This window comes from Yersinia rochesterensis, assembly GCF_003600645.1.
Classification (GTDB): Bacteria; Pseudomonadota; Gammaproteobacteria; order Enterobacterales; family Enterobacteriaceae; genus Yersinia; species Yersinia rochesterensis.
In genome coordinates this window covers 2,739,106-2,764,815 of record NZ_CP032482.1, presented here as the reverse complement: position 1 = coordinate 2,764,815, position 25,710 = coordinate 2,739,106, and the positions used below count along the sequence as shown (strand labels likewise).

Genomic DNA, 25,710 nt, shown 5'->3' with positions numbered 1-25,710 from the left:
TGCCGGTTGGTTCATCGGAGGCCAGGTGAGCTGTGAAGCCCTAACAACCGAAGATGATCACTAAATTCTGTCACTAAATCATCAGGTGATAAAAATAATCTTAATTCCGCCGCTCAAACGCCAGCGCTCTGCGCTCCACCAACCGCATCAACAGTGTCAGCAACCCATTTACCACCAGATACACAATCCCCGCAGCACCAAATACCATCACATCATAAGTCCGGCCATACATCAGTTGGCTGTAACCCATAACTTCCATCAATGTAATGGTGTAAGCCAGTGAGGTACTTTTGAATACCAACACCACTTCGTTGGAATAGGAGGAAAGTGCGCGTTTAAAAGCAAATGGCAGCAAGATGCGCAATGACTGCGCCTTAGACATTCCCAGTGCTTCACAGGATTGCCATTGACCGGCAGGAATAGCGCGGACCGCACCATAAAACAACTGAGTGGTATAGGCCGCGCTGTTCAATGCCAATGCAATCATTGCACACAGCCATGGTTGCGACAGCAAACTCCATAACCACGGGTATTCACGGATGGCCGGGAACTGCCCTGGGCCGTAGTAGATCAAAAAGATCTGGACCAACAGTGGGGTGCCGGTGAACAGCGTGATATAAATTTTAACCAATGGCGTGACAATTGGAGTTTTCAGCGTCAACACAATGGTAAACAGCAATGACAGCACCAACGCGACCAACAAGGAGGCAATAGTCAATGTCAGGCTGGTATGTAGCCCTTTCAGGATCTCGGGTAAGAATTCCAGCATTAGGATGGGCTCCGTTCAAAACGGGTAGTTCGGAGTTCAATCCACTTGAGCACATACTGGCTAAGCAGAGTCACCACCAGATAAATAGCCGCGGCAATCACATACCAGGTAAAGGGTTCTTGAGTTCGGGTGGCAATACTTTTGGTTTGCAGCATCAAATCATTAACACTGATAAGCGACACTAACGCGGTATCTTTCAACAGCACCAACCATTGGTTGCCCAAGCCGGGTAGGGCATGACGCCACATCTGCGGCATAATCAAACGGAAGAAAATAGCCGTTTGACTCAAACCCAATGCTTGGCCTGATTCCCACTGCCCGATAGGCACGGCTTTCAGCGCACCGCGTAAAGTCTGTGATGCATAAGCCGAATAAAGCAGGGCCAGCGCAATAACACCGCACAGGAATGGGCTAACCTCAAAATCATCAATATTGAGCTTAATAGGCAGCTCAAAGAGATACAGATTCAAGGTAAAGCCGTCTGACAGCATCATCAACAGCTGAGAGGAGCCAAAATAGATAAACAGCACCACCAGAATCTCTGGTAGCCCGCGTAAAATGGTGACCCAGCCAGTTGTCAGGTAACTGACGACTTTCCATCGTGATGATTCACAGACGGCAAACAGCATCGCCAGAACCAGGCCGAGGGCCAGTGCACAAACGGCAAGGCCGACGGTCATACCGGCGGCGCTTGCTAAAGGTTGAAATTCATTCATGGGTGCTTAAATTACTGCTGGAACCATTTTTTATAAATTGTCTGATAGGTGCCATCGGCTTTAACTTTTGCCAATGCAGCATCTAACTTACCCTGTAATTCGGTGTTGTTCTGACGAACGGCAATCCCTAAACCGGTACCGAAATAGTCAGCGTCAGTGACTTTGTCACCCACCGCAGCTAATTGATTATTCTGCTTCAACCACTCATTGACCACCGCAGTGTCACCAAATACCGCATCCAGACGGCCATTTTTCAGGTCAAGAATGGCATTTTGATAGCTGTCATAAGGGACGGCGGTAATTTCAGGGTGTTTCTCCATCAGATATTTTTGATGAGTCGAACCATTCTGCATCCCGACACGTTTGCCTTTCAGGGCGGCTAAATCAGCCACTTTGCCTTTTTCGGCAATAAACAGCGCAGAGTTATCATAATAAGGCTGGGTAAAAGCCACTTGCTTTTGGCGCTCAGGGGTAATGTCCATCCCAGAAATAACCGCATCAAAACGCTTGAATTTTAAACTTGGGATCAAGCTGTCGAAAGCTTGATTGGTAAAGGTACATTCGGCTTGCATCTCTTTACACAGCGTATTAGCCAGATCGATATCAAAGCCCTGCATTTTATTATTGGCATCAATAAATTCAAATGGCGGGTAAGTCGCTTCAGCAGCGAAACGGACAGTTTCAGCGGCAGAGGCGGACAAACTGATACTGGCGAGGACTGCAGCAATTATTAATTTTTTCATCGCAAATTCCCAAATAGATATCAATGTGACAGATAGCTGGCAAAAGCTTCAGTTGTAGGTTGTGTAAAGTGGCTGGCATCACCTTGTTCGACTACGTGGCCGTTTTCCATGTAAACCACGCGGCTAGCCGTTTTACGGGCGACTTCGACCTCATGGGTGACAATCACTTGAGTGATGCCGGTTCCTGCCAATTCACGGATAATACTGACGATTTGTGCAGTAATTTCAGGATCAAGTGCTGCTGTCGGTTCGTCAAACAGCAAAACCTGCGGCTCCATCATCAATGCACGGGCAATGGCCACACGCTGCTGCTGACCACCCGAAAGATGCAGCGGGAAGCGGTCAACAAAATCAGTCAAACGCAGGCGGGTCAGTAATTTTTGCGCCCGCGCCATAGCTTCATCTTTTGATAGGCCCAGCACGCGGCAAGGGGCTTCAATCAGATTTTGCACCACAGTGAGGTGTGGCCAAAGATTATATTGCTGGAAGACCATCCCCACATTCTGGCGTAATTCGCGAATAGCTTTCGCGCCCGGAGCTTGGGAAAAGTCGAAGTGATTGCCCGCTATCTGCAAAGTCCCTGAACGCGGCATCTCTAGCAAATTAAGCACGCGCAGCAATGAGCTTTTACCGGCACCACTTGGCCCTAATAATACTAAGGTTTCGCCCGCAGGACAGTCTAATGTAATGTCGAACAGCGCTTGGTGTACGCCGTAGTAACAGTTAATTCCGTTAAGTTGAATACTCATGCGCCAAATCTGAATAGCCAATGATGCCGTGAATGGTAACTTCCGCGGCATACTTATGCAATCTTTGTGCGTTAAAATTTATTAATAACCAGTATTGGGTGTAAAAAATAGCATAACATTTGGATTTGAAAGCTATCGGAGGGAATTTGTCATGCGATGAATAAATCTGACAGAGTGATCCCCGTCATCTTTCAAATTGCAGCGGTGTTGGCTGCTCTCGCTAACCCGAATCACTTACTTGTGTAAGCTCATCGGGATGCACTCTTTTGCCGCCTACCTGCAATTCGAAATCTATAGGGGATATTCGTTTTCTTTCAAATTGCAGCGGTGTTGGCTGCATTTTGGGCTGGTTAGTGATCACCCAGCAGTTGACGTAAGCTGCTGGCCGGGGCTGAAACACCCATAAAGCGGATGTCATCGACAACCCAACAGGTTCCTTCGCGGATCATTAACACTTCGTCTTGCCACATCACTGACGGCCCACTTGCCGATTGGTGCGTCAAATTGACGCGTAATGGAATATTACGGGCATCAGTATTGGGAATGGTTGAAGCACTGGCAACATCCGCGCTGGTGCTGCCTTCACGCAAACTGGTGAAAATATCGCCATTGATGGTTTGTGTGGTATTCACTGCGGCTGCCGGGCGGTGACCCGCTTGCTTTCTAGCGGTTTGAATTTGTTCATAAAGTGCCTGACTCAGATAAGGGCGAAATTGAGCAGACAAATTATCATCGGGTAAGCCACTTTTATTGCCGATTTGCTGAATCCGCAGGTCATAGAATTTTTGCGCTACTGTGTCCGGCCCGCCATCAACACAAGGCGTGGTGCGGCTACTGATATCCTTGAATGCTGGGCTGACATTGCTGGTACAGGCACTCAATAAAATGGCGAGAGGAAGAATCAGGGCAATATTTTTCTTTTTCATATAATGACCTTAAGTGAAAAATCGATTATGAAAGTGATTGTAGCCTATAGCCAAAGAAAATGTGGAGTGCAGGTCAGGCACGTAATTTACCGTGATCTTTCAACCAACGGGCTGTGCGAATAATCCCTTCATCCAATGATACCTGCGGGCGATAACCTAATTCTAATTCTGCACGGCGGGTATCTAATGTCAGGTCAAAATTAAGTTTAGCGACGCCATAATGGGTCAATATCGGCTCTTTTTCGGCTTTATTGCCCAGTTTCTCCATCGCTCGGGCCATGATATCCAACATTGGGTAGGGCACAGAGCGAATACGGCAGGGCATATCCAACTCATCCAGCAGATGTTGCACGATGGTGCGCAGTGGGCGAGGTTGTTGATTAGTAATATTATAGGCCCTACCAGACTGTGTGTTCTGGCTTTGAGTCGCCAGCCACATGGCATGCACTGCATTTTCCAGATAGGTCATGTCCACCAAGGCATTACCACCACGGGGCAATAGCAGGGTGCCATAATATTTAATCATCTGTAGTAGGCGCGGTAGCATCACGGTATCGTGAGGGCCGAACAAGCCTTGCGGGCGCAAAATAGTAAAATGGGTTTGCGGATTAGACCGCGCTAATTGCTGAATAACTTCCTCTCCCGCGGCTTTGCTGCGGGCGAACTCATTGGCAAAACGGGCTGGGCGGAAGTCTTCCTGAATATTTCGATGGTGATGATAATCGAAATAAATGGCGGGTGAGGAAATATGAATGAAATTCTCCACACCATATGCGGCGGCCCATTCACCCAAACGGCGTGTCGCGCGGACATTGGCCAGTTCAAAAGTTTGCTCAGTGCCCCAGGGCGAAGTAAAACTGGAGCAATGCCACAGTGTATCGACACCGGCTAGCATGGCTTTCGCCTGTGCGGAAACCAGATTCGTCAAGTCGGCATGAATAAATTCAGCGCCTATTTTTGTCAATAATGCGCCCATCGCCGGATTATTGCCGGTGGCGATGACTTTGATACCCTGACGACGGAGATATTCAACGGCATTTCGGCCTAACCCACAGGTTGCACCGGTGACCAATATCTTCATAACGAATTCGGTTCCCACCAAAAATCAGAATGCTAGAACTTTGAATCATTCGTCCAGCAAATAAGATGCCATTCTTTCTTGAAATGCAGCGCTATGCAATCAGAATCCCCTGCTTACTTGAATTTGCAGCGTTATTCACCACAATTACTTTTGCTGTTCGCGGTCATATTGCTGTTCACGGTCATACTGCACCGCCAAAGTGGCAATGCGTTTTGCCATACCGCGAAAAATAAACAGGTGTGCCGGCATCATCACAAACCAATACAGTAATCCGTTAAAGCCCGCCGGATGCCACCATGCCCGGACATCAAAGCTGCGTCGCCCACCTAACTCCTTGATAGTAAAAGTAAGCCGCCCAAGTCCCGGTGCTTTCATCCCAAACATCATGGCTAACTGACGTAATGGCTTGAGGGTGATAACTTTCCAGCCATCAATCAGGTCACCCAATTCCAGCGTTTCTCTGTCCGGGCGGCCATAAACAACACCGCCACCGGCCAGGTCATCCATCCAGGCGCGGGTTTTCCAGAGCGGATTACCATAGAAATAACCTTCTTTACCGCCAATTTGCTGGACGACATGCCACAGCGCCTCGCTGGAGGCGGAGGTATAGAGTGTGCAACCCGCCTGTTTGGGGTAAAAACCGTAACCCGGCCGCCAACGGGCGCGAGCTTCGGGGTCATAGCCCCAGTCGGGCGAATCCACCACTTCATCCTCGCGGCGCAATGTCTCTTTAACAGCATCATCAAAACTAATGAGTTGTTGGGGAATCAGCGCCTGCAAAGCTTCTCCATCAGCCGGTAAATCGTGATTCAGCCCCTCAATCAATGCACTGGCAATCGGTGTCGGGACTGAGGTCACCATATTGATGAAGTAAACTGAGATAAAGCGGGTCGGGAGCGGAATAGGGATCAGCCAGCGCCGTTTACCACTGATAGCAATAAACCGCTCAAACATGGTCTGATAGCTAATGTATTCCGGCCCGGCGACATCAAATATGCGGTTTTCTGCTGACGGATGATTGAGTAATTCTGTTAAGTAAATCAGCAAGTTTTCCAGCGCGACCGGGGATGATTTTGAGCGCACCCAACGCGGTGGCGTTAGAATCGGCAGGTTATAAACCATATCGCGCATCACTTCAAAGGCGGCAGAACCGGGGCCGACGATGATACTGGCGCGCAGCTCGGTCACCGGAATACCACTTTGGCGCAGCAGGTCACCGGTCAATTTGCGGGCAATCAGATGAGGGGAACTGTTATCATCCGGCTGTAATGCACTCAGGTAAATGATCTGCTTTACCGATGGGCTCTGTTGGAGCGCCGCTTTCATATTGGTGGCTGCCAGGCGCTCCTGCTCAATCAAATCCTGCCCGTCGCCCATGGCATGAACCAGATAATAGACAACATCAATATCTTGTAGCGCGGCGAGAAGAGTTGAGGGCTGGTAAAGATCGACAAAACGGCACTCGACCTCCTGCCAGAGTTGCTCTTTTAACCACTCGATACGGCGCGCGGCGGCAGTGACGGCATGCCCTTGTTGGCTTAGCCTTGGCACCAGATGTTGACCAATATAGCCACTGGCGCCCAGCACCAATATCCGTTGCGGTGTCATGAGCGCTGCTCGGTTAAAAACTCACGCCATAACGCCACCACTTTTTCCAGGTCACTGCGGCTGATATTAAGGTGAGTAATCATTCTGGTGATTGGCCCAGCACTGATTAATACGCCATGCTCGCGCATCCAAGGGCCAAGTTTGGCGGCGGCCTCGACAGATTGCTGAATATACAGCACATTCGTTTGCGCCCCCGGAGCCACTATCTGCACACCTAATGAGCGCAGTTGTTGCTCCAGCCAGAGGGCATTATCGTGGTCATCTTTTAACCGGGCGACATTATGCTCTAATGCATACAACCCGGCCGCGGCCAAAATGCCCGCCTGACGCATGCCGCCGCCGGTCATTTTACGCCAACGGCGCGCGCGTTTAATGTATTCCGCACTGCCACATAACAGTGAGCCAACCGGGGTTCCCAGCCCTTTTGACAGACAAATTGTTAGGGTGTCGCAATATTGGGTGATGTCACTCAGGGGGACATTCAGCGCTACAGCAGCATTAAAAACACGAGCACCATCAATATGTAACGCCAGTTTTTTCTCGCGGGTCAATGCCCATGCTTGCTGCAAGTAACTCAGTGGCAAGACTTTGCCGCTGTGGGTATTTTCCAGACTCAACAGCCGGGTTTGGGCAAAATGAATATCATCGGGCTTGATAGCCGCCAAGACTTTATCCAGAGGCAAAGTACCGTCATCATTTGCATCAATAGGTTGTGGCTGGATACTGCCAAGTACTGCGGCACCACCGGCTTCATACAGATAATTATGCGCTTTTTGGCCGACGATATACTCTTCGCCGCGCTGACAGTGAGTTAATAGTGCCACCAGATTCGCTTGTGTACCCGTCGGCAGGAATAATGCGGCTTCTTTACCGGATAACTTGGCGGCCAGGGCCTCTAAAGCATTCACCGTCGGGTCATCGCCGTACACATCATCGCCGACTTTGGCAGTGGCCATGGTATTGCGCATCGCGATATCAGGTTGCGTGACTGTGTCACTGCGTAAATCAATCAGCATAGTTTTCTCGCAGGTTGGAAAAGAGTGGCTTTATCATAGCGAGAATAGTGAAACAAAAAAGCCCAAGAATATATTATTCATTTAATTCCATGCGCAATGGCCAGTGCTTTATTCAGTTTCCCGAGTGATTTCCCTTGTTTATTAGTGAAAAAATGCTGTTCCAGAATGTTGGCATCTGCTTCGTCATACAGCTTTATATGGTATTTATTGAGAAATATCGGCAAGCTCCCTTTTTCGATGCCAAAAATCCAGTGCTCGCCAATATTTTTTAATCCCTCGAAAACCTCTATCGAACCATATGAAGTGTTTTCTCCGGCGAGGACATCAGAATAGACATAATCGAAAATGATTTCACTGCCCGTGGGGGCGCAAATGTCGATGGCTGAAAAAATACTGTCTACCGTGCTGGGCGAGAGATACATAATTAGCCCCTCGAGGATAAATAGGCTTTTTTCTCCTTTTTTGATGGGCAGTTCCTGTAAGATATTGGTCAAATTCTGTTGATTAAAATCAATGGGAATATAATGTAAGTTCGATGGGCTTGGGATGCTAAGTTCTTGTAATTTTGCTTTTTTATTGCTCTGAGATACGGGGTGGTCAAGCTCATAAACCCGGCTTTGCTGTAGCTGGTTTTGAAAGCGAATAGCCCTGGAATCAAAACCGGCTCCCAGAATAAAAATGTTGGAGAATTCACTGGCACGTAATTGAAAGAATTCATCAATATATTTTATTCGGCTAATTAAAAATTCATAGCTGCCCGCAGGGATCTGTAGCGAGAGAATATTGCCCGGCATCAAAAATGATTTTTGTGTCATTGCAAAAAAAGAGTTCAAAGAGTGTGAAATTAATAGCGAGATATAGTCATCCGTCTTGTATCCCTCTTTTTTCTCACTGTAAGACTTTGCTCTAAGTATGCAGATTAGCTCCGCCGAGGGTGAGAAATCTGACATGGTGCATTTTGCCATTTCATTTATCCCCAATACAAATTCGATTTTATTGTGAATTTACGCCGTACATTATGAATGAGGATTTAAATAAAACAGCCCCATGCGGCTGCTTAATTTTTATCTGTATATGATGTAAAAACTGTTAACTGAATGGGAAAAACATAAGAATTATTTGCCCAGCGACCGGTATAAAACCGGCCTCTGGAGTAGGGGATTGAGGTTTTTTGGCAGAATGAACAGTATGTTATTAACGCAGCCAGTTAGTTTTCGCCAATTCTACTACTTCATCACCTCGGCCGTTAATTATAGCTCTAAGCATATAAAGGCTGAATCCTTTAGCTTGCTCAAACTTGATTTGTGGTGGCATCGACAACTCTTGCTTGGCAGTGACCACATCTAGCAAGACCGGCCCTGGGTGGGCAAAAGCACTTTCCAGTGCGGTATCCAGCTCGGAGGCTTTTTCTACCCGAATGCCTTTAATACCCGCCGCATTGGCGATAGCGGCAAAGTCTGGATTATGTAGGTCGGTACCATCCGTCAAATAGCCACCGGCTTTCATTTCCATCGCGACAAAGCCCAGCACACTATTATTAAACACCACAATCTTCACCGGCAATTTTAGTTGTGCCAGAGTGAGGAAATCCCCCATTAACATGGTGAAACCGCCGTCTCCGCATAATGCCACAACTTGCCTATTCAAATCAGTTGCTTGTGCGCCGATAGCTTGTGGCATGGCGTTGGCCATCGAACCGTGGTTAAACGAGCCGAGCAAACGGCGCTTTCCATTCATCTCCAGATAGCGAGCGGCCCACACGGTCGGGGTGCCAACATCACAGGTAAAAATGGCGTCATCGGTGGCATGGCGGCTGATTTGTTGCGCCAGATATTGTGGATGAATTGGCTGATTGTCATTGGCGGTTGCCAGCCCGTCGAGATCTTTGCGGGTGGTACGATAGTGCTCAAGCGCTTTGGTCAAAAACGTATTATCACTTTTAGCGTCTAATTGCGGTAACAGTGCGCAGAGGGTGGTTTTGATATCCCCGACCAGCGCCATATTGACCGGGCAGTGAGCGCCGATGCTGCCGGGGTTGATATCAATCTGGATGATGTTTGCATGGGTGGGATAAAATGCGCGGTAAGGGAATTGAGTCCCCAGTAGCACCAAGGTATCGGCATTCATCATGGCATGATAACCGGAGGCGAAACCAATCAGCCCGGTCATGCCCACACTGTAAGGATTGTCCCACTCAATATGTTCTTTACCCCGCAGGGCATGTACTACCGGGGCTTGCAGCATTTCAGCCAGTTTTACCACTTCATCATGGGCATCTGCGCAACCACTACCGCACATTAGCGTGATATTTTTGGCTTTGTTCAAAATCTCGGCCAGAATATTTAACTCGCTCATAAGTGGCTGAACCAGCGGGAGTTTAGGGGTTTGCCACACCACGGCGGCATCTTCTGGGGCGGGCTGGAGCGCGACATCACCCGGCAGCACAATGACGGAAACACCGCGGTTAAGAATGGCTTTGCGCATGGCAATTTCTAACACGCGGGGTAATTGTTCAGGATTCGACACCAATTCACAGTAATGGCTGCATTCGCGGAACAGTTCTTGTGGATGGGTTTCTTGAAAATATCCGCTGCCAATTTCACTCGAGGGAATATGCGCGGCGATTGCCAGCACAGGAACATGATTGCGATGACAATCAAATAAGCCATTAATCAGATGTAAGTTTCCCGGGCCACAGGACCCCGCGCAGACCGCGAGTTGCCCGGTGAGCTGGGCTTCAGCGCCGGCTGCAAAGGCGGCAACTTCTTCATGGCGAGTTCCCAACCACTCGATAGTTCCCATGCGATGCAGGCTATCACTCAGACCATTGAGTGAGTCCCCGGTAACACCCCAAATGCGCTTAACTCCTGCTTGTTCCAACGTTTTTGCGACCAATGTTGCCACGGTTTGCTTCATAGTTGTTCCCTCAAGGATTAATGGCGAGTCATTATTCTATGAGGTCAAAGTATGGCGCGTTTGAAGATTCCTGCCCTATTAGCAACATGAATAGAGCAAGAATAATTCTATTAAGCCAGTTGGATATTCCCGTGTAACTGGCAACTGCAAGCCAGAACATAACCTTGGGCAATCTCGTCGGTTGTCAGGGTCATGGAGCTGGTGGTGGTGTATTCGCCGTGCAAAATACGGGTTTTACACGAGCCACAAACCCCCGCACGGCAAGCCGCCATCACTGGCACTTGGTGTTGTTCCAGTGCAAATAACAGTGAAGTGCCAACGGGAACTTTCACACTGCGAAGTGGGTGACTGATAGTCATCGTCAGTTCATTGCTGGTATCGATAACTTCATCAGAGGGTCGGAATTGCTCTCTCTGGAAATGGTGACTCGGAACAGCTTGTTCGCGGCAATACTGCTCAATCCAATCCATATAAGGCGCAGGCCCGCAAGTCATCACCCGGCGGTGAGCAATATCTGGAGCGACCTGTTGCATGATCTGAGCATTAATTCGTCCGGCAATAAATCCCTCCGTTGCACCTGATTCAGCCATCAATGTTAGTTGTAATTGCTGTGGATAGCGCTGTAACAACTGTTGCCAAGCATCTGCAAAAATGACATCTGCTGGCGAACGAACATTAAAAATCACGCGGATATCGGCTTTAGGGCGCTGAGCCAATAGATAGCGGCACATTGACATCACGGGCGTAACACCGCAGCCAGCGGCAAGCATCAGGTAGTGGTCATCATCAAAATTGGCGCAGGTAAACTCGCCCTGAGCATCCGAAAGCCACAGATAATCCCCCTTTTTGACCTGCTGAGTCAGCCATTGTGAGCCTTCGCCACCGGTTATGCAGCGCACAGTGATTTGGATAAATGGCGTTAAACCAGGTGTGGAGGAAAGTGTATAAGCGCGCAGGGTTTCATCACTATTACGAATGCTGACCAAGGCATATTGCCCCGGCAAATAAGGGTAAAAATCATGATTAATCAACTGCAAGCTCCAAACATCTGGGGTTTCTTGCACGATGGAGTGAACTTGCATGCGGTTAGGGCAGAGGGCGGTTGGGCAGTCAGTAGGGATAAAATCAGTCATCGGGGCCTCACAACAAATCAGGTCATTTCTGGTAAAAATAGGATTGATGCCCAGCCAGTGGTAATAAAGCGCATTGGCCGGGCATAAGGCAGTGAATTAATGACCTAAAATCGCATTCATATCTTGTTCTACGGTAGTAATTGGCCGCATACCAAATTTCTCATAGAGAATTGCCATCAAGTTGTCGGTCAAGAAGCCCGGCGCGGTCGGGCCGGTGTAAATATTCTTCACCCCCAATGACAGTAAGGTCAGCAGAATAACAATGGCTTTTTGTTCAAACCATGACAGCACCAAGCTGAGAGGCAGGTCATTGACAGTGCAACCCAGTTTTTCCGACAACTTAACCGCCAGCATAATCGCCGAATAAGCATCATTGCATTGGCCAACATCCAGCAGGCGCGGCAACCCTTCTAAAGTCCCGAAGTCCAATTTATTAAAGCGATATTTCCCACAAGCTAAAGTCATGATGATGCAATCTTGTGGAACACTGCGGGCAAAATCGGTGAAATAGCTGCGTTCTGTGCGGCTACCATCACAACCACCGACTAAAAAGACATGGCGCAGTTTTTTCGTGGCAACCAGGTCAATGACAGTATCCGCGGCATTGAGCAAGGTTTGGCGACCAAAGCCAACAGTGATGAGATGTTCCAGCTCATTGTATGGGAACCCCGCCATGCCCAGCGCTTGTTCAATCACGGGGGCGAAATCCTCGCCTTCCAGGTGATTAACACCCGGCCAGCCGACAATACTGCGGGTCCAAATACGGTCGCCGTAATTGCCCACATTCGGGTCAATGATACAGTTGGATGTCATCAGGATTGGGCCGGGAAATTTGGCGAACTCTGTCTGCTGGTTCTGCCAGCCACTGCCGTAGTTACCGACCAGATGCGGGTAGCGCTTTAACTCTGGGTAACCATGGGCGGGCAGCATTTCGCCGTGCGTATAAATATTTACGCCGGTTCCCTGAGTCTGCTCCAGCAACATTTGTAAGTCTTTGAGATCATGCCCAGAAATCAGGATAGCTTTACCGGCTACCGGGCGCACATTAACGGCAGTTGGTTGCGGATCGCCGTAAGCTTGAGTTTCGCCGTGATCCAAAATAGCCATGACATTGAAGTTCATTTTGCCAATACCCATGGCGTTATTCAGCAAGGTATCGACATCACGCGGTTGGGTACCCAACCAAGCCATATAGGCATGATAATCCGCGTAAATTTGTTCATCAAACTGGCCCAGTACATGGGCGTGTTCCATATAAGCCGCTGCCCCTTTTAGGCCATACAAACACAACATTCTCAGGCCATGAATATCATCACCGACCTCGGCTTTATCAGTATTAAGAGCAAACTGCTGCGCTTGTTGTTGCAGGGCAGGGATGTCGTCGGATACCAGTTGCAGCTCGGCCAACGGGTGATCGACCGCAATCTGGTGGTCAATGAGGCGGCAGCGGATAGCTAATGATTGGCGCAATAGAATGGCTTCTTTGGCATAACCGACGATGCGGTCTGAGTCAAAGTTCACATTGGTCAGTGTGGAGAAAAAGGCTCTGGGTGCAAAGCTGTCAATCTCATGATCAATAATGCCAAACTCGCGGGCGGTTAATGCCCAAGCGGAAAGGCCTTGCAATACAGCGACTAATAAGTCTTGTAAATCAGAAGTTTCGGCGGTTTTTCCGCACATCCCTTGCGCGTAAGAGCAGCCATTAGCAACCGGCGTTCGGATGGTTTGTTCACATTGCACACAGAACATAATTATTTTTCCTTTTAAAGTTGCATTTGTAATGCGTGTTTAAAAGCATAGAGGTGAGCAAGGTGTTTAAACAGCTTTTTTAATGCAACTTTAACTTGTTTTGATTTGGCGCAACTTTTGCTGCGAATGAGAATTTATTCACTATTGTTGCAGGGGATCACGCAGTGAACCCAGTGGCTCACTGCGTACAAGAAGAATTAGGAAGAGAAGAAAGCAATCAATATTGGCGCAAGCAAGCTCAGTAAGAAACCATGTACGATAGCTGCCGGCACCATTTCTAGCCCACCACTGCGCTGTAAAACTGGCAGAGTGAAGTCCATTGAGGTCGCGCCGCATAAGCCCAACGCGCTAGAGCGGCTACTGCGCACCAGTGTTGGAATCAGCATGATGGCCACCAATTCACGGGCTAAATCGTTGAAGAATGCGGCACTCCCAATTACTGGGCCGAATGAATCAGTCAATAAAATACCTGATAATGAATACCAGCCAAAACCAGACGCCATCGCCAGTCCGGTCTTAATCGGCAAATCCATCAATACTGCGGCGAGCATTCCGCCAGCCAATGCACTAAACGCCACAACAATGGCCACAATTGCGCCACGGCGGTTCAATACAATCTGGCGTAGTGTCATACCGCTGTTACGCAATTGAATTCCGACTAAGAAAAGTAAGAAGATCAGCGCCAATTCACTGCCTTTCGCAGCAAATTGCAACCACTCCCATTGGCTCAATCCCAGTAAAAAACCGACAATGACTACGCCACATAATTTCAATGATTCCAGCGCCATATGCAGGCGCGATGGCAATACTTCCTGGCGGTGGGTGTTTTTCCAAGGTGTCTTGCGTTCAAGTAAAAATAACGCCAGTAAATTGGCACAAAAAATACACAGGAAAAAGACGCCAGCATATTGGAAAATAAGCAATAGGTTCGCACTCAGGTTTTCCAGAAACGCCAGACTGATACCCATAAAGAATAAAATAACGTAGACCATCCAGCTTAATAAGCGGTTGATCAATTGAATTAATGTTTTGCGGCTAAGTGGGATGAGATAACCAAGAATTAACGGCAAAAGAATGATCAATAATCCTGAATACACGAGTTATACCGTCCTGCTGTGCAGCTAAAGAAACACCCATTTGGGATATCATGAGCAGATGAATAATGGGCTGTGGCGCAATAAACTATCTAAAATCAGGGAAAGAGTAAAGCACACAGACTGCCGTATTATTTGACCTATAAGGTTTTTTTGTCTCAGATAATCAAGTCATAGGTTAACTCTGTAATCTGATAGTATCAGTATGAATAAATTCGCATCGGAGGCGTAGCATGTATCTTGAGCGTGTAGATATTGTCGGTTTTCGCGGTATTAATCGTATTTCATTGAACCTTGATGATAATACAGTGCTGATCGGTGAGAATGCCTGGGGTAAATCCAGCTTATTAGATGCCCTTACCTTACTTTTGTCCCCCGAACCTCAACTTTATCATTTTACCTCGCAGGATTTTTATCATCCGGCAGGCGATGAGAATGCTAAAGAGCGTCATTTACAAATTATTTTCACCTTTTGCGAAAAAGACATTGGCCATTGGCGCTCCCCCCGCTATCGCCATTTATCCCCGCTCTGGATAAAAAATGACGATGGTTTACACCGTATTTATTATCGAATTGAAGGTGAATTAGCTGACGATGGCACAGTGTGTACCTGGCGTACTTTCCTTGATTTAGACGGACGCCCACTGGAGTTACATGATATCGAAAAGCTGGCGCGTGGGGTGATTCGCATTCATCCGGTATTACGGCTGCGAGATGCACGCTTTATCCGCCGGCTGCGTAGTTCCATCACAGAAAACAGCCATCAGCCGGATAAAGTGGCATTGAACCAGCAATTGGATCAATTAAGCCGCGAATTGGTTCGTCGCCCACAGAAATTGACTAATGCCGAATTGCGCCAAGGGCTGGAGGCTATGCGCCAACTGCTAGAGCACTATTTTGCCGAACAAGGTTCGCAGTCTGTGGGGCCGCGTAACCACCATCGCCCGCAACCCGAGCGCGAAGCCTGGCTCGCTCTCGATAGTATCAACCGTATGGTGGCTGAGCCAAACAGCCGCAGTATGCGATTGATACTTTTGGGAATGTTTTCAACATTACTGCAAGCAAAAGGGCCATTGAGCCTTGATCCCCATGCCCGTCCATTACTGCTGGTGGAAGATCCGGAAACGCGTTTACACCCGATTATGTTGTCCGTCGCTTGGGGGTTACTCAGCCAACTGCCTCTCCAACGCATCACTACAACAAACTCCGGAGAGTTAATTTCATTAGTGCCGGTAGAGAGCATTTGTCGATTAGTGCGCGAATCGTCCCGGGTTGCCACTTACCGCATTGGCCCTCGAGGTATGAGTGCCGAAGATAGCCGCCGCATTGCTTTTCATATTCGTTTCAATCGTCCCTCTGCTTTGTTTGCCCGTTGCTGGCTGATGGTTGAGGGGGAAACTGAAATTTGGTTACTTAATGATCTTGCCCGCCAATGCGGCTATCACTTTGAAGCTGAAGGCGTAAAAGTGATTGAATTTGCTCAGAGCGGCCTGCGCCCGTTACTGAAGTTTGCCAATAGAATGGGAATACAATGGCATGTTCTGACTGATGGCGATGATGCAGGGAAAAAGTACGCGGCGACTGTACGCACGATGGCGGATGATGGGCGTGATCATGAACGGGATCGTTTGACCATTTTACCCGCCCCGGATATGGAGCACTTTTTATATCGCTCAGGTTTTGATGAGGTATATCACCGGATATCCGGTATTCCTGCAAATGCTAAAATTCAGCCACGCAGAGTGATCGAAAAAGCGATTCATCGGACTTCGAAGCCGGATTTAGCCATTGAAGTGACCAGCTATGCCAGAGCGCGGGGCGTTGAGTTTATCCCCCCGCTGCTGAAAAAAATGTTTTCCCGCGTAGTCTGGCTGGCGCGCGGCCGAGCTGACTAGCGGGGGAGACATCTCTAGCCGCGCGGAAAATGCGCGACTAAGCCATTTTCAAGTTGCTCAAGTAGCTGATAGCGGCGGCGATATTCCGCGCGCTTTTTGCTCGCAATATCTTCAAGAGGCTTACGTGCAATTCTGGCGGGCAAATTGAAATGGCCCTGTGCGCACTGTTTCCCTCCCAGTGAAGCCCAAAAAGAGTCGTAATCTGCGTGTAATTTATCTTTCTTTTTCGCCCGATAACGCCAGTTCTGATAAATATGTGTGGTATTACCTACGGCAATAATCTGTGTTATCCCCATCAATTCAGCCAAATAGCAAGTCGCTTCCAAGACTAAACGTTTCGGGAATAACCCATGGCAAGCTTTAGTGCAGGCTTGAATTTCGCTGTGCGGCGTTTCATGATCCGCTCCCTGCAACCCACCGATAAACAATGTTTTTTGGTTTTGATAATAAGTGAGACTGAATGTCAGTAATGCCAGGGTTTGTTGTTGCTCATTGGCAAGCATCAGCGTAATTTCACCCTCTTTATTGAGTTTGGGAATAACGCCCAAATAAAGGGAATACTTCTCCTCACTCTTGCCCGTTAACTCCGTGAGTTTATAAGGTGAATGGTGCAAATAGTTGTGGCGTAATAATTCTGGCATACACTGATTTTCCAACTGGAAATGATCCTGTAGTACAGCCAGTTTTTGCTTATTATTTAGCGTGTTAGCTAAGTAAGGGCGGTGTAATTTGCAGGGTAAATCCGGTTGAGCACGTAGGATGCTATTGAGAAACGGTTGCTTCACCAATACACCTAGCAATCTAAAGGTCAGTTTGGGGCTAATTAAGGCACGGGCGATGAATTTAAGCCGAAACTGGGATTCTTGCCACGAGCCGCCCAGAGCTTGATTGCCTTTGAACAGCATTGAGATTAACCCCCAACGGTTAATATTGTCAGGGATTAATTCGGTGTTATTAATGTTGTGCATGACTAAGTCCGTTATATCAATATATTTCCCGCATCATTGAAACAAACAAGAACTAAACGGAATCTCAATGCATCCCAAATTTCGGTTGTAGTCCGATATGCGTTGATGTTTTGTTTAGTCATATGGGCATTACCGATGCTATTTTTAACAAGTGGATAATTTACAATTTCAGGAAGGTAATTGATTTGATGCAGTTAAGTGGACGTCCGCGCCGATGGCTTATCGCAATTGCCGTTTTCATTATCGGCGGTTTTTTCATTATTAAGCATCTCATGGCGCCGATACCGGTTGATTTTCAGACGGTAAAAGTTGCTAGCCGTGATCTGCAACAGAGTGTATTGGCCACCGGCAAACTTGATGCAGTACGCAAAGTTGATGTGGGTGCTCAGGTCAGTGGCCAGTTGAAAAAACTGTATGTGGAAATTGGCAATCAAGTCAAGCAAGGGCAATTGCTGGCCATGATCGATCCGCAACAGGCACAGAATCAAATCAAAGAAGTGGAAGCGACATTGCAGGATTTGAATGCGCAGTTGGGGCAGGCGAAAGCTGAACTGCAATTGGCTGCGGTCACCTTACGTCGTCAGCAAGATTTGGCGAAGTTACAAGTGGTGTCACGTCAGGATTTGGATCAGGCGAGCACCACACTGGCTGTGAAAAAAGCGCAGGTTGAGACTATTAATGCGCAAATTAATAAAGCAAAAGCTGGTTTGGATACTGCCAATATTAACTTGGATTACACCAAAATTTCGGCCCCAATGGGCGGCGATGTGGTGCAAATCACCACTTTACAAGGCCAAACCGTCATTGCCGCGCAGCAGGCGCCTAATATTCTGACGCTAGCGGATATGAGCACCATGCTGGTGAATGCACAGGTCTCGGAAGCCGACGTGATCCACTTAAAGCCCGGCATGAAAGCCTCGTTCACGGTTTTGGGTGATCCTGGAAAGCACTTTGATGGGGTATTAAAAGACATTCAGCCCACACCGGAAAAGGTCAATGACGCGATTTTCTATTCAGCGCGTTTTGAAGTCCCTAATCCAGATAGATTATTGCGATTGCAAATGACTGCGCAAGTATCAATTCAGTTGGCGAATGTTCCGCAGGCAATAGTTATCCCATTATCGGCATTGGGTGATGAGCTGGGAACTAATCGCTATCAAGTCGCGGTATTGAAAGACGGCAAAGAAGAAAAACGAGAAATCACTATTGGTATCCGTAATAACGTTGATGCGCAGGTTGTTTCCGGTTTGAGTGTGGGTGAGGAAGTCATCGTTAGCCGCGGCGGCACGGAGGATGCGTAATGACGGCATTGCTTGAATTAAAAGACATCCGTCGTAGCTATCAGTCCGGCGAAGAAACTGTTGATGTATTGCAGGATGTCTCACTGACCATCAATGCAGGCGAGCTGGTGGCGATTATTGGCGCTTCTGGCTCAGGTAAGTCGACACTGATGAACATTCTCGGCTGTCTGGACAAACCGAGTGCAGGTGTTTATCGGGTGGCCGGGCAAGATGTCGCGGCCTTAGATAACGACGCACTGGCGGCACTGCGCCGTGAGCATTTCGGTTTCATTTTCCAGCGTTATCACCTGCTACCTCATCTGAGTGCGGCCCATAATGTTGAAGTTCCGGCGGTTTATGCTGGTTTGGGTAAAAATGAACGCCGCGAGCGAGCGAACATGCTGTTAACCCGGTTGGGGCTGGGGGAGCGAGTGAGTTATCAGCCCAATCAGCTCTCTGGCGGGCAACAACAGCGCGTCAGTATTGCCCGAGCCTTGATGAATGGTGGTCAGGTTATCCTGGCTGACGAACCCACCGGTGCGCTGGATAGCCATTCCAGTGTTGAAGTCATGGCTATATTAAAACAGCTTCAGCAGCAGGGGCACACGGTCATTATTGTTACCCATGACCCCACTGTCGCGGCTCAGGCTGAGCGGATTATTGAAATCAAAGATGGCCGTATTATGGCCGATTCTGGGTCGAAAACAGCGGCAAGTATTGCGGCTTCTGACGCGATTAGTCTAACGCCTCCGGCCCCCTCATGGCAGCAATTAGCAGGGCGTTTCCGTGAAGCGCTATTAATGGCCTGGCGCGCAATGTCAGCCAATAAAATGCGTACCGCTCTGACTATGTTAGGTATCATTATTGGTATTGCCTCGGTTGTTTCTATATTGGTGGTTGGCGACGCGGCGAAACAACTGGTGCTGGCGGATATCAGGGCTATAGGTACTAACACGATTGATATCTATCCCGGTAAAGACTTTGGCGACGATGACCCCAGTACTCGGCAAGCATTGGTTTATGACGACATGACCGCGCTAAAAGAACAGTCTTACGTTAGTGCGGTGTCCCCGACTATCGCCGGTAGTATGCGGTTGCGTTATGGCAATATTGATGTGGCGGCCAGTGTCTCGGGTGTCAGTGAACAATATTTCCGGGTATATGGCATGAAGCTTGAACAAGGCACAGCCATCACCCGCGAGCAGGTTGAGCGCCAGTCACAAGTGGTCGTTATTGACCGCAATACGCAGCGCCGCCTGTTTCCTCACCTCAAAGAGGTGGTGGGGCAAGTGATATTGATTGGCAATATGCCCGCGACAATTGTGGGCGTGGTAGAAGAAAAGCAATCCATGTTTGGTAGTAGCAAAGCACTGCGGGTATGGGTGCCTTATAGCACCATGGCAAGCCGGCTGATGGGGCGTTCTTACTTTGATTCAATCACTATTAGGATTAAAGAGGGCTATAACAGTAAAGAAGCCGAACAGCAGTTGGTTAGGTTGTTAACCATGCGCCATGGTAAAAAAGATATATTTACCTACAACATGGATAGCTTGCTGAAGACTGCGGAGCAAACTACCCGCACTATGCAGTTATTCCTTACATTAGTGGCTGTTATTTCACTGGTGGTCGGTGGGATTGGTGTGATGAATATTATGTTGGTCTCGGTAACAGAGCGTACCCGAGAAATAGGTATCCGCATGGCGGTAGGTGCGCGATCCAGTGATGTTATGCAGCAATTTCTCATTGAGGCTATTCTGGTCTGCCTGGTAGGGGGAGCACTCGGTATCTCGCTATCTTTCGCTATTGGCCTGATTGTAGAGATGTTTTTACCTAACTGGCAAATTGCTTTCCCGCCCATGGCATTGTTCAGTGCATTTTTGTGTTCAACCGTGATAGGGGTGGTATTCGGTTATTTACCGGCGCGCAGCGCTGCTCGGCTAAATCCTATTGATGCACTAGCGCGAGAATAGATTGGTCTGAGGATTGATCTTGGTTTATATGGCCGCATATTAGAAGTGTTAGAAATAAAAATGCCAGTCATTATTTGGCTGGCATTTGGAAGCGTTATTGATGTTGCAATGCAATAAGCTGCGCTGAGAATACCTTTATCACCATAGGGTTAGGTTATGGTTTGCACCCAAGGTGCTTAGGGAGGTAAGTGTACCGTGTTAGGCCAATACAGCGAGTTCCTGCGGTACGGCTTCTTGCAATATCACATCTAGCCCGAGTGGAACAATCAGGCTGGCATGGTTCCCTTTCGGTCCTTCATGGACATCAAAGTTAACCATCTGACCGGCTTTTAACGTTCGGTAGCCATCCATCTGGATAGTTGAATAGTGAGCGAATATATCTTCGCCGCCGCTCTCAGGGCAAATGAAGCCAAAACCTTTGGCATTGTTGAACCATTTAACAGTACCCGTCTCCATACTTCTACGTTCCTCGCAAGGCTATTTTAGTTCGAGATGAGGTAATCACTGGTTAAAGTGAGCGCAAATTGGTTAAAACTCCAACAGCTCACGAAAATACACTCTAGTGGAAATGGCCTTAACGTCAAGAGGGCGGCTTTTGTCAATGCGGGGTAGTTCTTCAAAGTTTGATGTAGCTAACGCTATTGTCTTTATTTGGATACAATTTAACCGCTATTAAGGTAAAAATGCCGACTTCTTTCTCAGGCGGCGTTATGGCATAAGTGATGTTAAAATAATAATAGATATCTGCATGAAATGGTCTTATAACCGGAGTGAAGTATTGCTCCTGTGTGGTTCAGTGAAACGATGGGCAGGCAATGAGTAAGAACAACGACTGGCTGAATTTTGAACATTTGGTCAAAGATAAACAAATCGAGGCGCTCAAACCGCCGTCTATGTATAAAGTGATACTTAACAACGACAATTACACACCGATGGAATTTGTGATTGACGTTCTGCAAAAGTTCTTTTCTTATGATATTGAACGCGCAACACAACTGATGCTCAATGTGCATTATCAAGGAAAGGCGATTTGTGGTGTTTTTACTGCCGAGGTAGCAGAAACAAAAGTCGCACATGTAAATCAATACGCCAGGGAGAACGAGCATCCGTTGCTTTGTACGCTGGAAAAAGCCTGATTAAGGCAACTATTGGGAGGTGCCTATGCTCAATCAAGAACTTGAACTCAGTCTCAACATGGCTTTCGCCAGAGCGCGTGAGCACAGACACGAGTTTATGACCGTGGAGCACCTGTTGCTGGCATTGCTGAGCAATCCAGCCGCGCGGGAAGCGCTGGAGGCGTGTTCAGTTGATCTGGTGGCATTACGCCAGGAACTGGAAGCGTTTATCGAACAGACCACACCAACCTTGCCGGTGAGTGAAGACGAGCGCGACACCCAGCCGACGCTAAGTTTCCAACGCGTGTTACAGCGTGCGGTCTTCCATGTCCAATCGTCAGGACGTAATGAAGTTTCTGGTGCCAACGTGTTGGTCGCCATCTTCAGTGAACAAGAGTCTCAGGCGGCCTATCTACTGCGCAAGCATGATGTTAGCCGTCTGGATGTAGTGAACTTTATTTCCCACGGCGCCCGTAAGGACGAACCGGGTCAGGCACCGAATGCAGAAAATCCGGTGAATGAAGAGCAGGCAGGAGGGGAAGACCGTATGGAGAACTTCACCACCAATCTGAATCAACTGGCCCGCGTTGGCGGCATTGACCCACTTATCGGCCGTGATAAAGAGTTGGAACGTGCTATCCAGGTATTGTGCCGTCGGCGTAAAAATAACCCGCTGTTAGTGGGGGAATCTGGCGTTGGTAAAACAGCTATTGCCGAAGGTTTGGCTTGGCGTATCGTGCAGGGCGATGTTCCTGAAGTCATGTCAGAGTGCACATTATATTCATTGGATATTGGGTCACTTTTGGCCGGAACCAAATATCGTGGCGATTTTGAAAAACGCTTCAAAGCGCTACTGAAACAGTTGGAAAATGACAAAGATAGCATCCTGTTTATTGATGAAATTCATACCATTATCGGTGCAGGAGCCGCCTCTGGTGGGCAAGTAGATGCCGCTAACCTGATTAAACCGCTGCTTTCTAGTGGCAAAATTCGGGTCATTGGCTCCACTACTTATCAGGAATTCAGCAATATCTTTGAAAAAGATCGTGCGCTGGCTCGGCGTTTCCAGAAGATTGATATTACTGAGCCGACACCGGAAGAAACTGTTCAGATTATCAATGGCCTGAAACCGAAATATGAAGCGCACCATGATGTGCGTTATACCGCGAAAGCGATCCGCGCAGCGGTGGAGTTATCGGTTAAATATATTAATGACCGTCACTTGCCGGATAAAGCCATTGATGTGATCGATGAGGCTGGTGCTCGTAGCCGCTTAATGCCAGTCAACAAACGCAAGAAAACGGTCAATGTGTCAGATATCGAGTCTGTGGTTGCTCGTATCGCCCGTATTCCGGAGAAAACCGTTTCTGCCAGTGACCGAGATGTGCTGAAAAACTTGAGCGACCGCCTGAATATGTTGGTGTTCGGTCAGGATAAGGCTATTGAGGCTTTATCTGAGGCTATTAAAATGAGCCGCGCGGGCTTGGGCCATGAGCACAAACCTGTCGGGTCATTCCTGTTTGCAGGCCCAACAGGGGTTGGTAAAACGGAAGTCACGGTGCAATTAGCCAAAGCGCTCGACATCGAACTACTGCGCTTTGATATGTCTGAATATATGGAACGTCATACGGTTAGCCGCCTGATTGGTGCACCTCCGGGGTATGTTGGTTACGATCAAGGTGGTCTGTTGACCGATGCGGTTATCAAACATCCTCATGCAGTTCTGCTGTTGGATGAAATTGAAAAGGCGCACCCGGATGTGTTTAATCTGCTATTGCAGGTGATGGATAACGGGACTCTGACGGATAACAATGGCCGTAAAGCTGATTTCCGTAACGTTATTCTGGTGATGACGACCAATGCCGGTGTGCGCGAGACGCAGCGCACTTCCATTGGTTTTAAACAACAGGATAACAGCACTGACGCGCTGGAAGAGATCAAAAAAGTGTTTACGCCGGAGTTCCGTAACCGGTTGGATAACATCATTTGGTTCAACCACTTGTCACCAACAGTTATCCAGCAAGTCGTTGATAAATTTATTGTTGAGTTGCAGGCGCAATTAGATGCTAAAGGTGTGTCACTGGAAGTCAGTGAAGAAGCACGTAATTGGTTATCTGATAAAGGCTACGACAAGGCGATGGGCGCGCGGCCAATGGCTCGAGTGATTCAGGAAAACCTGAAAAAACCACTGGCAAACGAGTTGTTGTTCGGCTCTTTGGTTGATGGTGGTTCGGTCACTGTTGGGCTGGATAAAGAAAAACAGCAGTTGGCTTATGAATTCCAAAGTGCGCAAAAACGCAAAACTGAAGGTGCCGTTCACTAAGTTAGCCAGTCGCTAGCTTTGCGGGAGCTTCAAATTAAGAGCGAAATAAAGGGCGATAAGCTAATTTAGCTATCGCCCTTTTTATTTCTTTGCACATTTTGCTTTTATTTGTGTGGTGAATAAATGCACTAAATCGACAAATAAAAGAAAACGCAAAACGCCCTAGCCATAAATGGGAAGGGCGCCGGAGGGGGGACTACATCCTCAGAGCTCGCCAGTTTTAAATTGGCGACAGATTAGCCGATTAACGGCTACGGAAGACAATGCGGCCTTTGCTCAGGTCGTACGGGGTCAGCTCTACAGTGACTTTGTCACCCGTCAGGATGCGGATATAGTTTTTACGCATTTTACCGGAGATATGAGCGGTTACCACGTGCCCGTTTTCCAATTCAACGCGGAACATGGTGTTCGGCAGCGTATCAAGAACGGTGCCCTGCATTTCAATATTGTCTTCTTTGGCCATCGAATCCTCTAGGTGTAACTACCTTAGTTTTTAACCGGCAAGATAATGCCGAAAAACCCACATTATGTAAAGAAGTGTTGGCGGTCATCGCACCATTTCAGCAAAATTAGTCTGCCGGTAAGAGGGGATAAAGCCTAATGTGGGGTTCTTTTCAACGGTTGAGCTTTACTGCATCGCGGATGAAAAATTCAACGATTGCGGTAACCAGCATTCAGCCGGTAGTGGACTAAACTGGCGTTGACTCAACTGCTGCAAAAAAAAGTTTCGTGGGATCTCAATCGCACCCAGCGACGCAGTGTGAGCGTTGAGGACCTGACAGTCAATCAGTTCTCCACCATGACGGGTAAAATGATGGCAAAAAACCATTAAAGCGCTTTTTGAGGCATTATTAGCCCGGCTAAACATGGATTCACCACAAAAGAGTGAACCCACTGAGATACCGTACAAACCACCTACCAGTTCATTTTCCAACCAGACCTCTACGGAATGGGCGTTGCCCAGTGTATGTAAGTGGCAATAGGCTTGCTGTACATCAGCGCCAATCCAGGTTCCCTCATCACGCTGAGTCGCACAGGCGCGAACGACATCTTCAAAAGCATGGTTGATTGTAAATTGATAAGGGCAATGGCGCATAAAACGCCTCATACTCCGGCTGATATGTAAATCTTCTGGATACAATACGGCGCGGGGGTCAGGTGACCACCATAAAATCATTTCCCCTGGACTAAACCAGGGGAAAATTCCCCGCTCATAGGCTGCCAGCAAACGGGGAGGGGATAAATCTCCTCCCAAGGCCAACAATCCGTTAGGTTCGCGCAGAGCTAGCTCAGGTGAGGGGAATGCGAATGATTGAGAAGAGAGCTGTGTGATGCGCATAAATCCCCTTGGTGACTCTATACCGGCCCATCTGGGCAGACTCTTGGTACTCGATGCTGCATTATTGCTAGCGATACTCGTTACTTGGCCCATTTGCGAGTTTCACTTTGATAAGTTATCTGCAACCCGTAATTAAATTGGCTCTCGGCGCTAAGTGTTAATAAAAAGTTATCACCTGAATCTCTTGGCTGCTCAAATTTATCGAGATCAATCAGCCACAATCTTGAACCCCATCCAGGGGTAGCATGCACACTGCCCCAATCGATTTATCGTTCGCTCGGCCTGACTGCAACTTCAATGACTTTGTCTCTAAAATTATT

The 25,710-nt window shown here is 48.0% G+C and carries 22 protein-coding genes; 5 read left to right on the top strand and 17 right to left on the bottom strand.

Features of this window, described 5'->3' with window-relative positions; genetic code table 11:
* Nucleotides 1-100: 100 nt before the first annotated feature.
* From artM to DXZ79_RS12850, 13 genes are all read right to left on the bottom strand, one after another.
* Complete coding sequence (gene artM, locus DXZ79_RS12915) at nucleotides 101-769, bottom strand: arginine ABC transporter permease ArtM (RefSeq protein WP_038632031.1); 669 nt, start codon at nucleotides 767-769, stop codon at nucleotides 101-103.
* A complete protein-coding gene (gene artQ, locus DXZ79_RS12910) occupies nucleotides 769-1,485 on the bottom strand; it encodes an arginine ABC transporter permease ArtQ (protein ID WP_038632033.1) in 717 nt (238 codons plus the stop codon). Before artQ ends, artM begins: the two co-directional genes overlap by 1 nt.
* Nucleotides 1,486-1,496: 11 nt before the next feature.
* On the bottom strand, nucleotides 1,497-2,228 hold the full coding sequence (gene artJ, locus DXZ79_RS12905) for an arginine ABC transporter substrate-binding protein (protein ID WP_120011320.1): 732 nt from the start codon (nucleotides 2,226-2,228) through the stop codon (nucleotides 1,497-1,499).
* 20 nt (nucleotides 2,229-2,248) lie between these two features.
* The gene (gene artP / locus DXZ79_RS12900) at nucleotides 2,249-2,977 is read right to left on the bottom strand and encodes an arginine ABC transporter ATP-binding protein ArtP (protein ID WP_038639446.1); all 729 of its coding nucleotides are present in this window, start codon (nucleotides 2,975-2,977) and stop codon (nucleotides 2,249-2,251) included.
* A gap of 350 nt (nucleotides 2,978-3,327) precedes the next feature.
* Nucleotides 3,328-3,903, bottom strand: coding sequence for a lipoprotein (locus DXZ79_RS12890; protein ID WP_038632035.1), 576 nt, complete (start codon nucleotides 3,901-3,903; stop codon nucleotides 3,328-3,330).
* Between the two features lie 73 nt (nucleotides 3,904-3,976).
* Nucleotides 3,977-4,984, bottom strand: a complete 1,008-nt coding sequence (locus DXZ79_RS12885; RefSeq protein ID WP_120011318.1) for an NAD-dependent epimerase/dehydratase family protein — start codon at nucleotides 4,982-4,984, stop codon at nucleotides 3,977-3,979.
* 144 nt (nucleotides 4,985-5,128) lie between these two features.
* Nucleotides 5,129-6,592, bottom strand: coding sequence for a DUF2867 domain-containing protein (locus DXZ79_RS12880; protein WP_050291297.1), 1,464 nt, complete (start codon nucleotides 6,590-6,592; stop codon nucleotides 5,129-5,131).
* Entirely contained in the window at nucleotides 6,589-7,608 is a 1,020-nt protein-coding gene (gene ltaE / locus DXZ79_RS12875; RefSeq protein ID WP_120011317.1) for a low-specificity L-threonine aldolase, read from the bottom strand. The genes DXZ79_RS12880 and ltaE overlap by 4 nt, the downstream gene beginning before the upstream one ends.
* A 77-nt stretch (nucleotides 7,609-7,685) precedes the next feature.
* A complete protein-coding gene (locus DXZ79_RS12870; protein ID WP_038632042.1) occupies nucleotides 7,686-8,573 on the bottom strand; it encodes a class I SAM-dependent methyltransferase in 888 nt (295 codons plus the stop codon).
* Between the two features lie 229 nt (nucleotides 8,574-8,802).
* Complete coding sequence (gene poxB, locus DXZ79_RS12865) at nucleotides 8,803-10,524, bottom strand: ubiquinone-dependent pyruvate dehydrogenase (RefSeq protein ID WP_120011316.1); 1,722 nt, start codon at nucleotides 10,522-10,524, stop codon at nucleotides 8,803-8,805.
* A gap of 110 nt (nucleotides 10,525-10,634) precedes the next feature.
* A complete protein-coding gene (gene hcr, locus DXZ79_RS12860; protein WP_120011315.1) occupies nucleotides 10,635-11,657 on the bottom strand; it encodes an NADH oxidoreductase in 1,023 nt (340 codons plus the stop codon).
* 96 nt (nucleotides 11,658-11,753) lie between these two features.
* Nucleotides 11,754-13,406, bottom strand: coding sequence for a hydroxylamine reductase (hcp, locus tag DXZ79_RS12855; RefSeq protein ID WP_038632048.1), 1,653 nt, complete (start codon nucleotides 13,404-13,406; stop codon nucleotides 11,754-11,756).
* A gap of 197 nt (nucleotides 13,407-13,603) precedes the next feature.
* Nucleotides 13,604-14,503, bottom strand: a complete 900-nt coding sequence (locus DXZ79_RS12850; RefSeq protein WP_038632049.1) for a LysO family transporter — start codon at nucleotides 14,501-14,503, stop codon at nucleotides 13,604-13,606.
* A gap of 230 nt (nucleotides 14,504-14,733) precedes the next feature.
* On the opposite strand from DXZ79_RS12850, the gene DXZ79_RS12845 reads away from it, so the two are divergent.
* Entirely contained in the window at nucleotides 14,734-16,395 is a 1,662-nt protein-coding gene (locus tag DXZ79_RS12845) for an ATP-dependent endonuclease (RefSeq protein WP_038632051.1), read from the top strand.
* 14 nt (nucleotides 16,396-16,409) lie between these two features.
* Here DXZ79_RS12845 and DXZ79_RS12840 read toward each other — a convergent pair whose 3' ends face one another.
* Nucleotides 16,410-17,363 carry a VirK/YbjX family protein gene (locus DXZ79_RS12840; RefSeq protein WP_120011314.1) on the bottom strand — a complete coding sequence of 318 codons (954 nt, stop codon included), beginning with the start codon at nucleotides 17,361-17,363 and terminating at the stop codon, nucleotides 16,410-16,412.
* A gap of 188 nt (nucleotides 17,364-17,551) precedes the next feature.
* Between DXZ79_RS12840 and macA the strand changes: the two genes are divergently transcribed.
* Both macA and macB read left to right on the top strand, forming a co-directional pair.
* Nucleotides 17,552-18,664, top strand: coding sequence for a macrolide transporter subunit MacA (macA, locus tag DXZ79_RS12835; protein WP_038632055.1), 1,113 nt, complete (start codon nucleotides 17,552-17,554; stop codon nucleotides 18,662-18,664).
* On the top strand, nucleotides 18,664-20,613 hold the full coding sequence (gene macB, locus DXZ79_RS12830) for a macrolide ABC transporter ATP-binding protein/permease MacB (RefSeq protein WP_120011313.1): 1,950 nt from the start codon (nucleotides 18,664-18,666) through the stop codon (nucleotides 20,611-20,613). Before macA ends, macB begins: the two co-directional genes overlap by 1 nt.
* Before the next feature lie 198 nt (nucleotides 20,614-20,811).
* Here the strand turns inward: macB and cspD are convergent, their stop codons facing one another.
* The gene (cspD, locus tag DXZ79_RS12825) at nucleotides 20,812-21,069 is read right to left on the bottom strand and encodes a cold shock-like protein CspD (RefSeq protein ID WP_038632059.1); all 258 of its coding nucleotides are present in this window, start codon (nucleotides 21,067-21,069) and stop codon (nucleotides 20,812-20,814) included.
* Between the two features lie 359 nt (nucleotides 21,070-21,428).
* Between cspD and clpS the strand changes: the two genes are divergently transcribed.
* The gene (gene clpS / locus DXZ79_RS12820; protein ID WP_038632061.1) at nucleotides 21,429-21,749 is read left to right on the top strand and encodes an ATP-dependent Clp protease adapter ClpS; all 321 of its coding nucleotides are present in this window, start codon (nucleotides 21,429-21,431) and stop codon (nucleotides 21,747-21,749) included.
* Nucleotides 21,750-21,774: 25 nt separating this feature from the next.
* Entirely contained in the window at nucleotides 21,775-24,051 is a 2,277-nt protein-coding gene (gene clpA / locus DXZ79_RS12815) for an ATP-dependent Clp protease ATP-binding subunit ClpA (protein ID WP_038632063.1), read from the top strand.
* A 244-nt stretch (nucleotides 24,052-24,295) separates the two neighbouring features.
* Here the strand turns inward: clpA and infA are convergent, their stop codons facing one another.
* On the bottom strand, nucleotides 24,296-24,514 hold the full coding sequence (gene infA / locus DXZ79_RS12810) for a translation initiation factor IF-1 (RefSeq protein ID WP_002211347.1): 219 nt from the start codon (nucleotides 24,512-24,514) through the stop codon (nucleotides 24,296-24,298).
* Nucleotides 24,515-24,679: 165 nt separating this feature from the next.
* The gene (aat, locus tag DXZ79_RS12805) at nucleotides 24,680-25,390 is read right to left on the bottom strand and encodes a leucyl/phenylalanyl-tRNA--protein transferase (protein WP_120011312.1); all 711 of its coding nucleotides are present in this window, start codon (nucleotides 25,388-25,390) and stop codon (nucleotides 24,680-24,682) included.
* Between the last annotated feature and the right edge of the window lie 320 nt (nucleotides 25,391-25,710).

Coding starts and splice junctions, on each gene's coding strand:
- DXZ79_RS12870 (WP_038632042.1), bottom strand. CDS start 8,573: ATGGCAAAATGCACCATGTCAGATTTCTCACCCTCGGCGGAGCTAATC.
- artP (WP_038639446.1), bottom strand. CDS start 2,977: ATGAGTATTCAACTTAACGGAATTAACTGTTACTACGGCGTACACCAA.
- macB (WP_120011313.1), top strand. CDS start 18,664: ATGACGGCATTGCTTGAATTAAAAGACATCCGTCGTAGCTATCAGTCC.
- artM (WP_038632031.1), bottom strand. CDS start 769: ATGCTGGAATTCTTACCCGAGATCCTGAAAGGGCTACATACCAGCCTG.
- DXZ79_RS12890 (WP_038632035.1), bottom strand. CDS start 3,903: ATGAAAAAGAAAAATATTGCCCTGATTCTTCCTCTCGCCATTTTATTG.
- poxB (WP_120011316.1), bottom strand. CDS start 10,524: ATGAAGCAAACCGTGGCAACATTGGTCGCAAAAACGTTGGAACAAGCA.
- macA (WP_038632055.1), top strand. CDS start 17,552: ATGCAGTTAAGTGGACGTCCGCGCCGATGGCTTATCGCAATTGCCGTT.
- aat (WP_120011312.1), bottom strand. CDS start 25,390: ATGCGCATCACACAGCTCTCTTCTCAATCATTCGCATTCCCCTCACCT.
- infA (WP_002211347.1), bottom strand. CDS start 24,514: ATGGCCAAAGAAGACAATATTGAAATGCAGGGCACCGTTCTTGATACG.
- ltaE (WP_120011317.1), bottom strand. CDS start 7,608: ATGCTGATTGATTTACGCAGTGACACAGTCACGCAACCTGATATCGCG.
- DXZ79_RS12840 (WP_120011314.1), bottom strand. CDS start 17,363: ATGCACAACATTAATAACACCGAATTAATCCCTGACAATATTAACCGT.
- DXZ79_RS12880 (WP_050291297.1), bottom strand. CDS start 6,592: ATGACACCGCAACGGATATTGGTGCTGGGCGCCAGTGGCTATATTGGT.
- DXZ79_RS12845 (WP_038632051.1), top strand. CDS start 14,734: ATGTATCTTGAGCGTGTAGATATTGTCGGTTTTCGCGGTATTAATCGT.
- cspD (WP_038632059.1), bottom strand. CDS start 21,069: ATGGAGACGGGTACTGTTAAATGGTTCAACAATGCCAAAGGTTTTGGC.
- artJ (WP_120011320.1), bottom strand. CDS start 2,228: ATGAAAAAATTAATAATTGCTGCAGTCCTCGCCAGTATCAGTTTGTCC.
- DXZ79_RS12885 (WP_120011318.1), bottom strand. CDS start 4,984: ATGAAGATATTGGTCACCGGTGCAACCTGTGGGTTAGGCCGAAATGCC.
- hcp (WP_038632048.1), bottom strand. CDS start 13,406: ATGTTCTGTGTGCAATGTGAACAAACCATCCGAACGCCGGTTGCTAAT.
- hcr (WP_120011315.1), bottom strand. CDS start 11,657: ATGACTGATTTTATCCCTACTGACTGCCCAACCGCCCTCTGCCCTAAC.
- clpS (WP_038632061.1), top strand. CDS start 21,429: ATGAGTAAGAACAACGACTGGCTGAATTTTGAACATTTGGTCAAAGAT.
- clpA (WP_038632063.1), top strand. CDS start 21,775: ATGCTCAATCAAGAACTTGAACTCAGTCTCAACATGGCTTTCGCCAGA.
- artQ (WP_038632033.1), bottom strand. CDS start 1,485: ATGAATGAATTTCAACCTTTAGCAAGCGCCGCCGGTATGACCGTCGGC.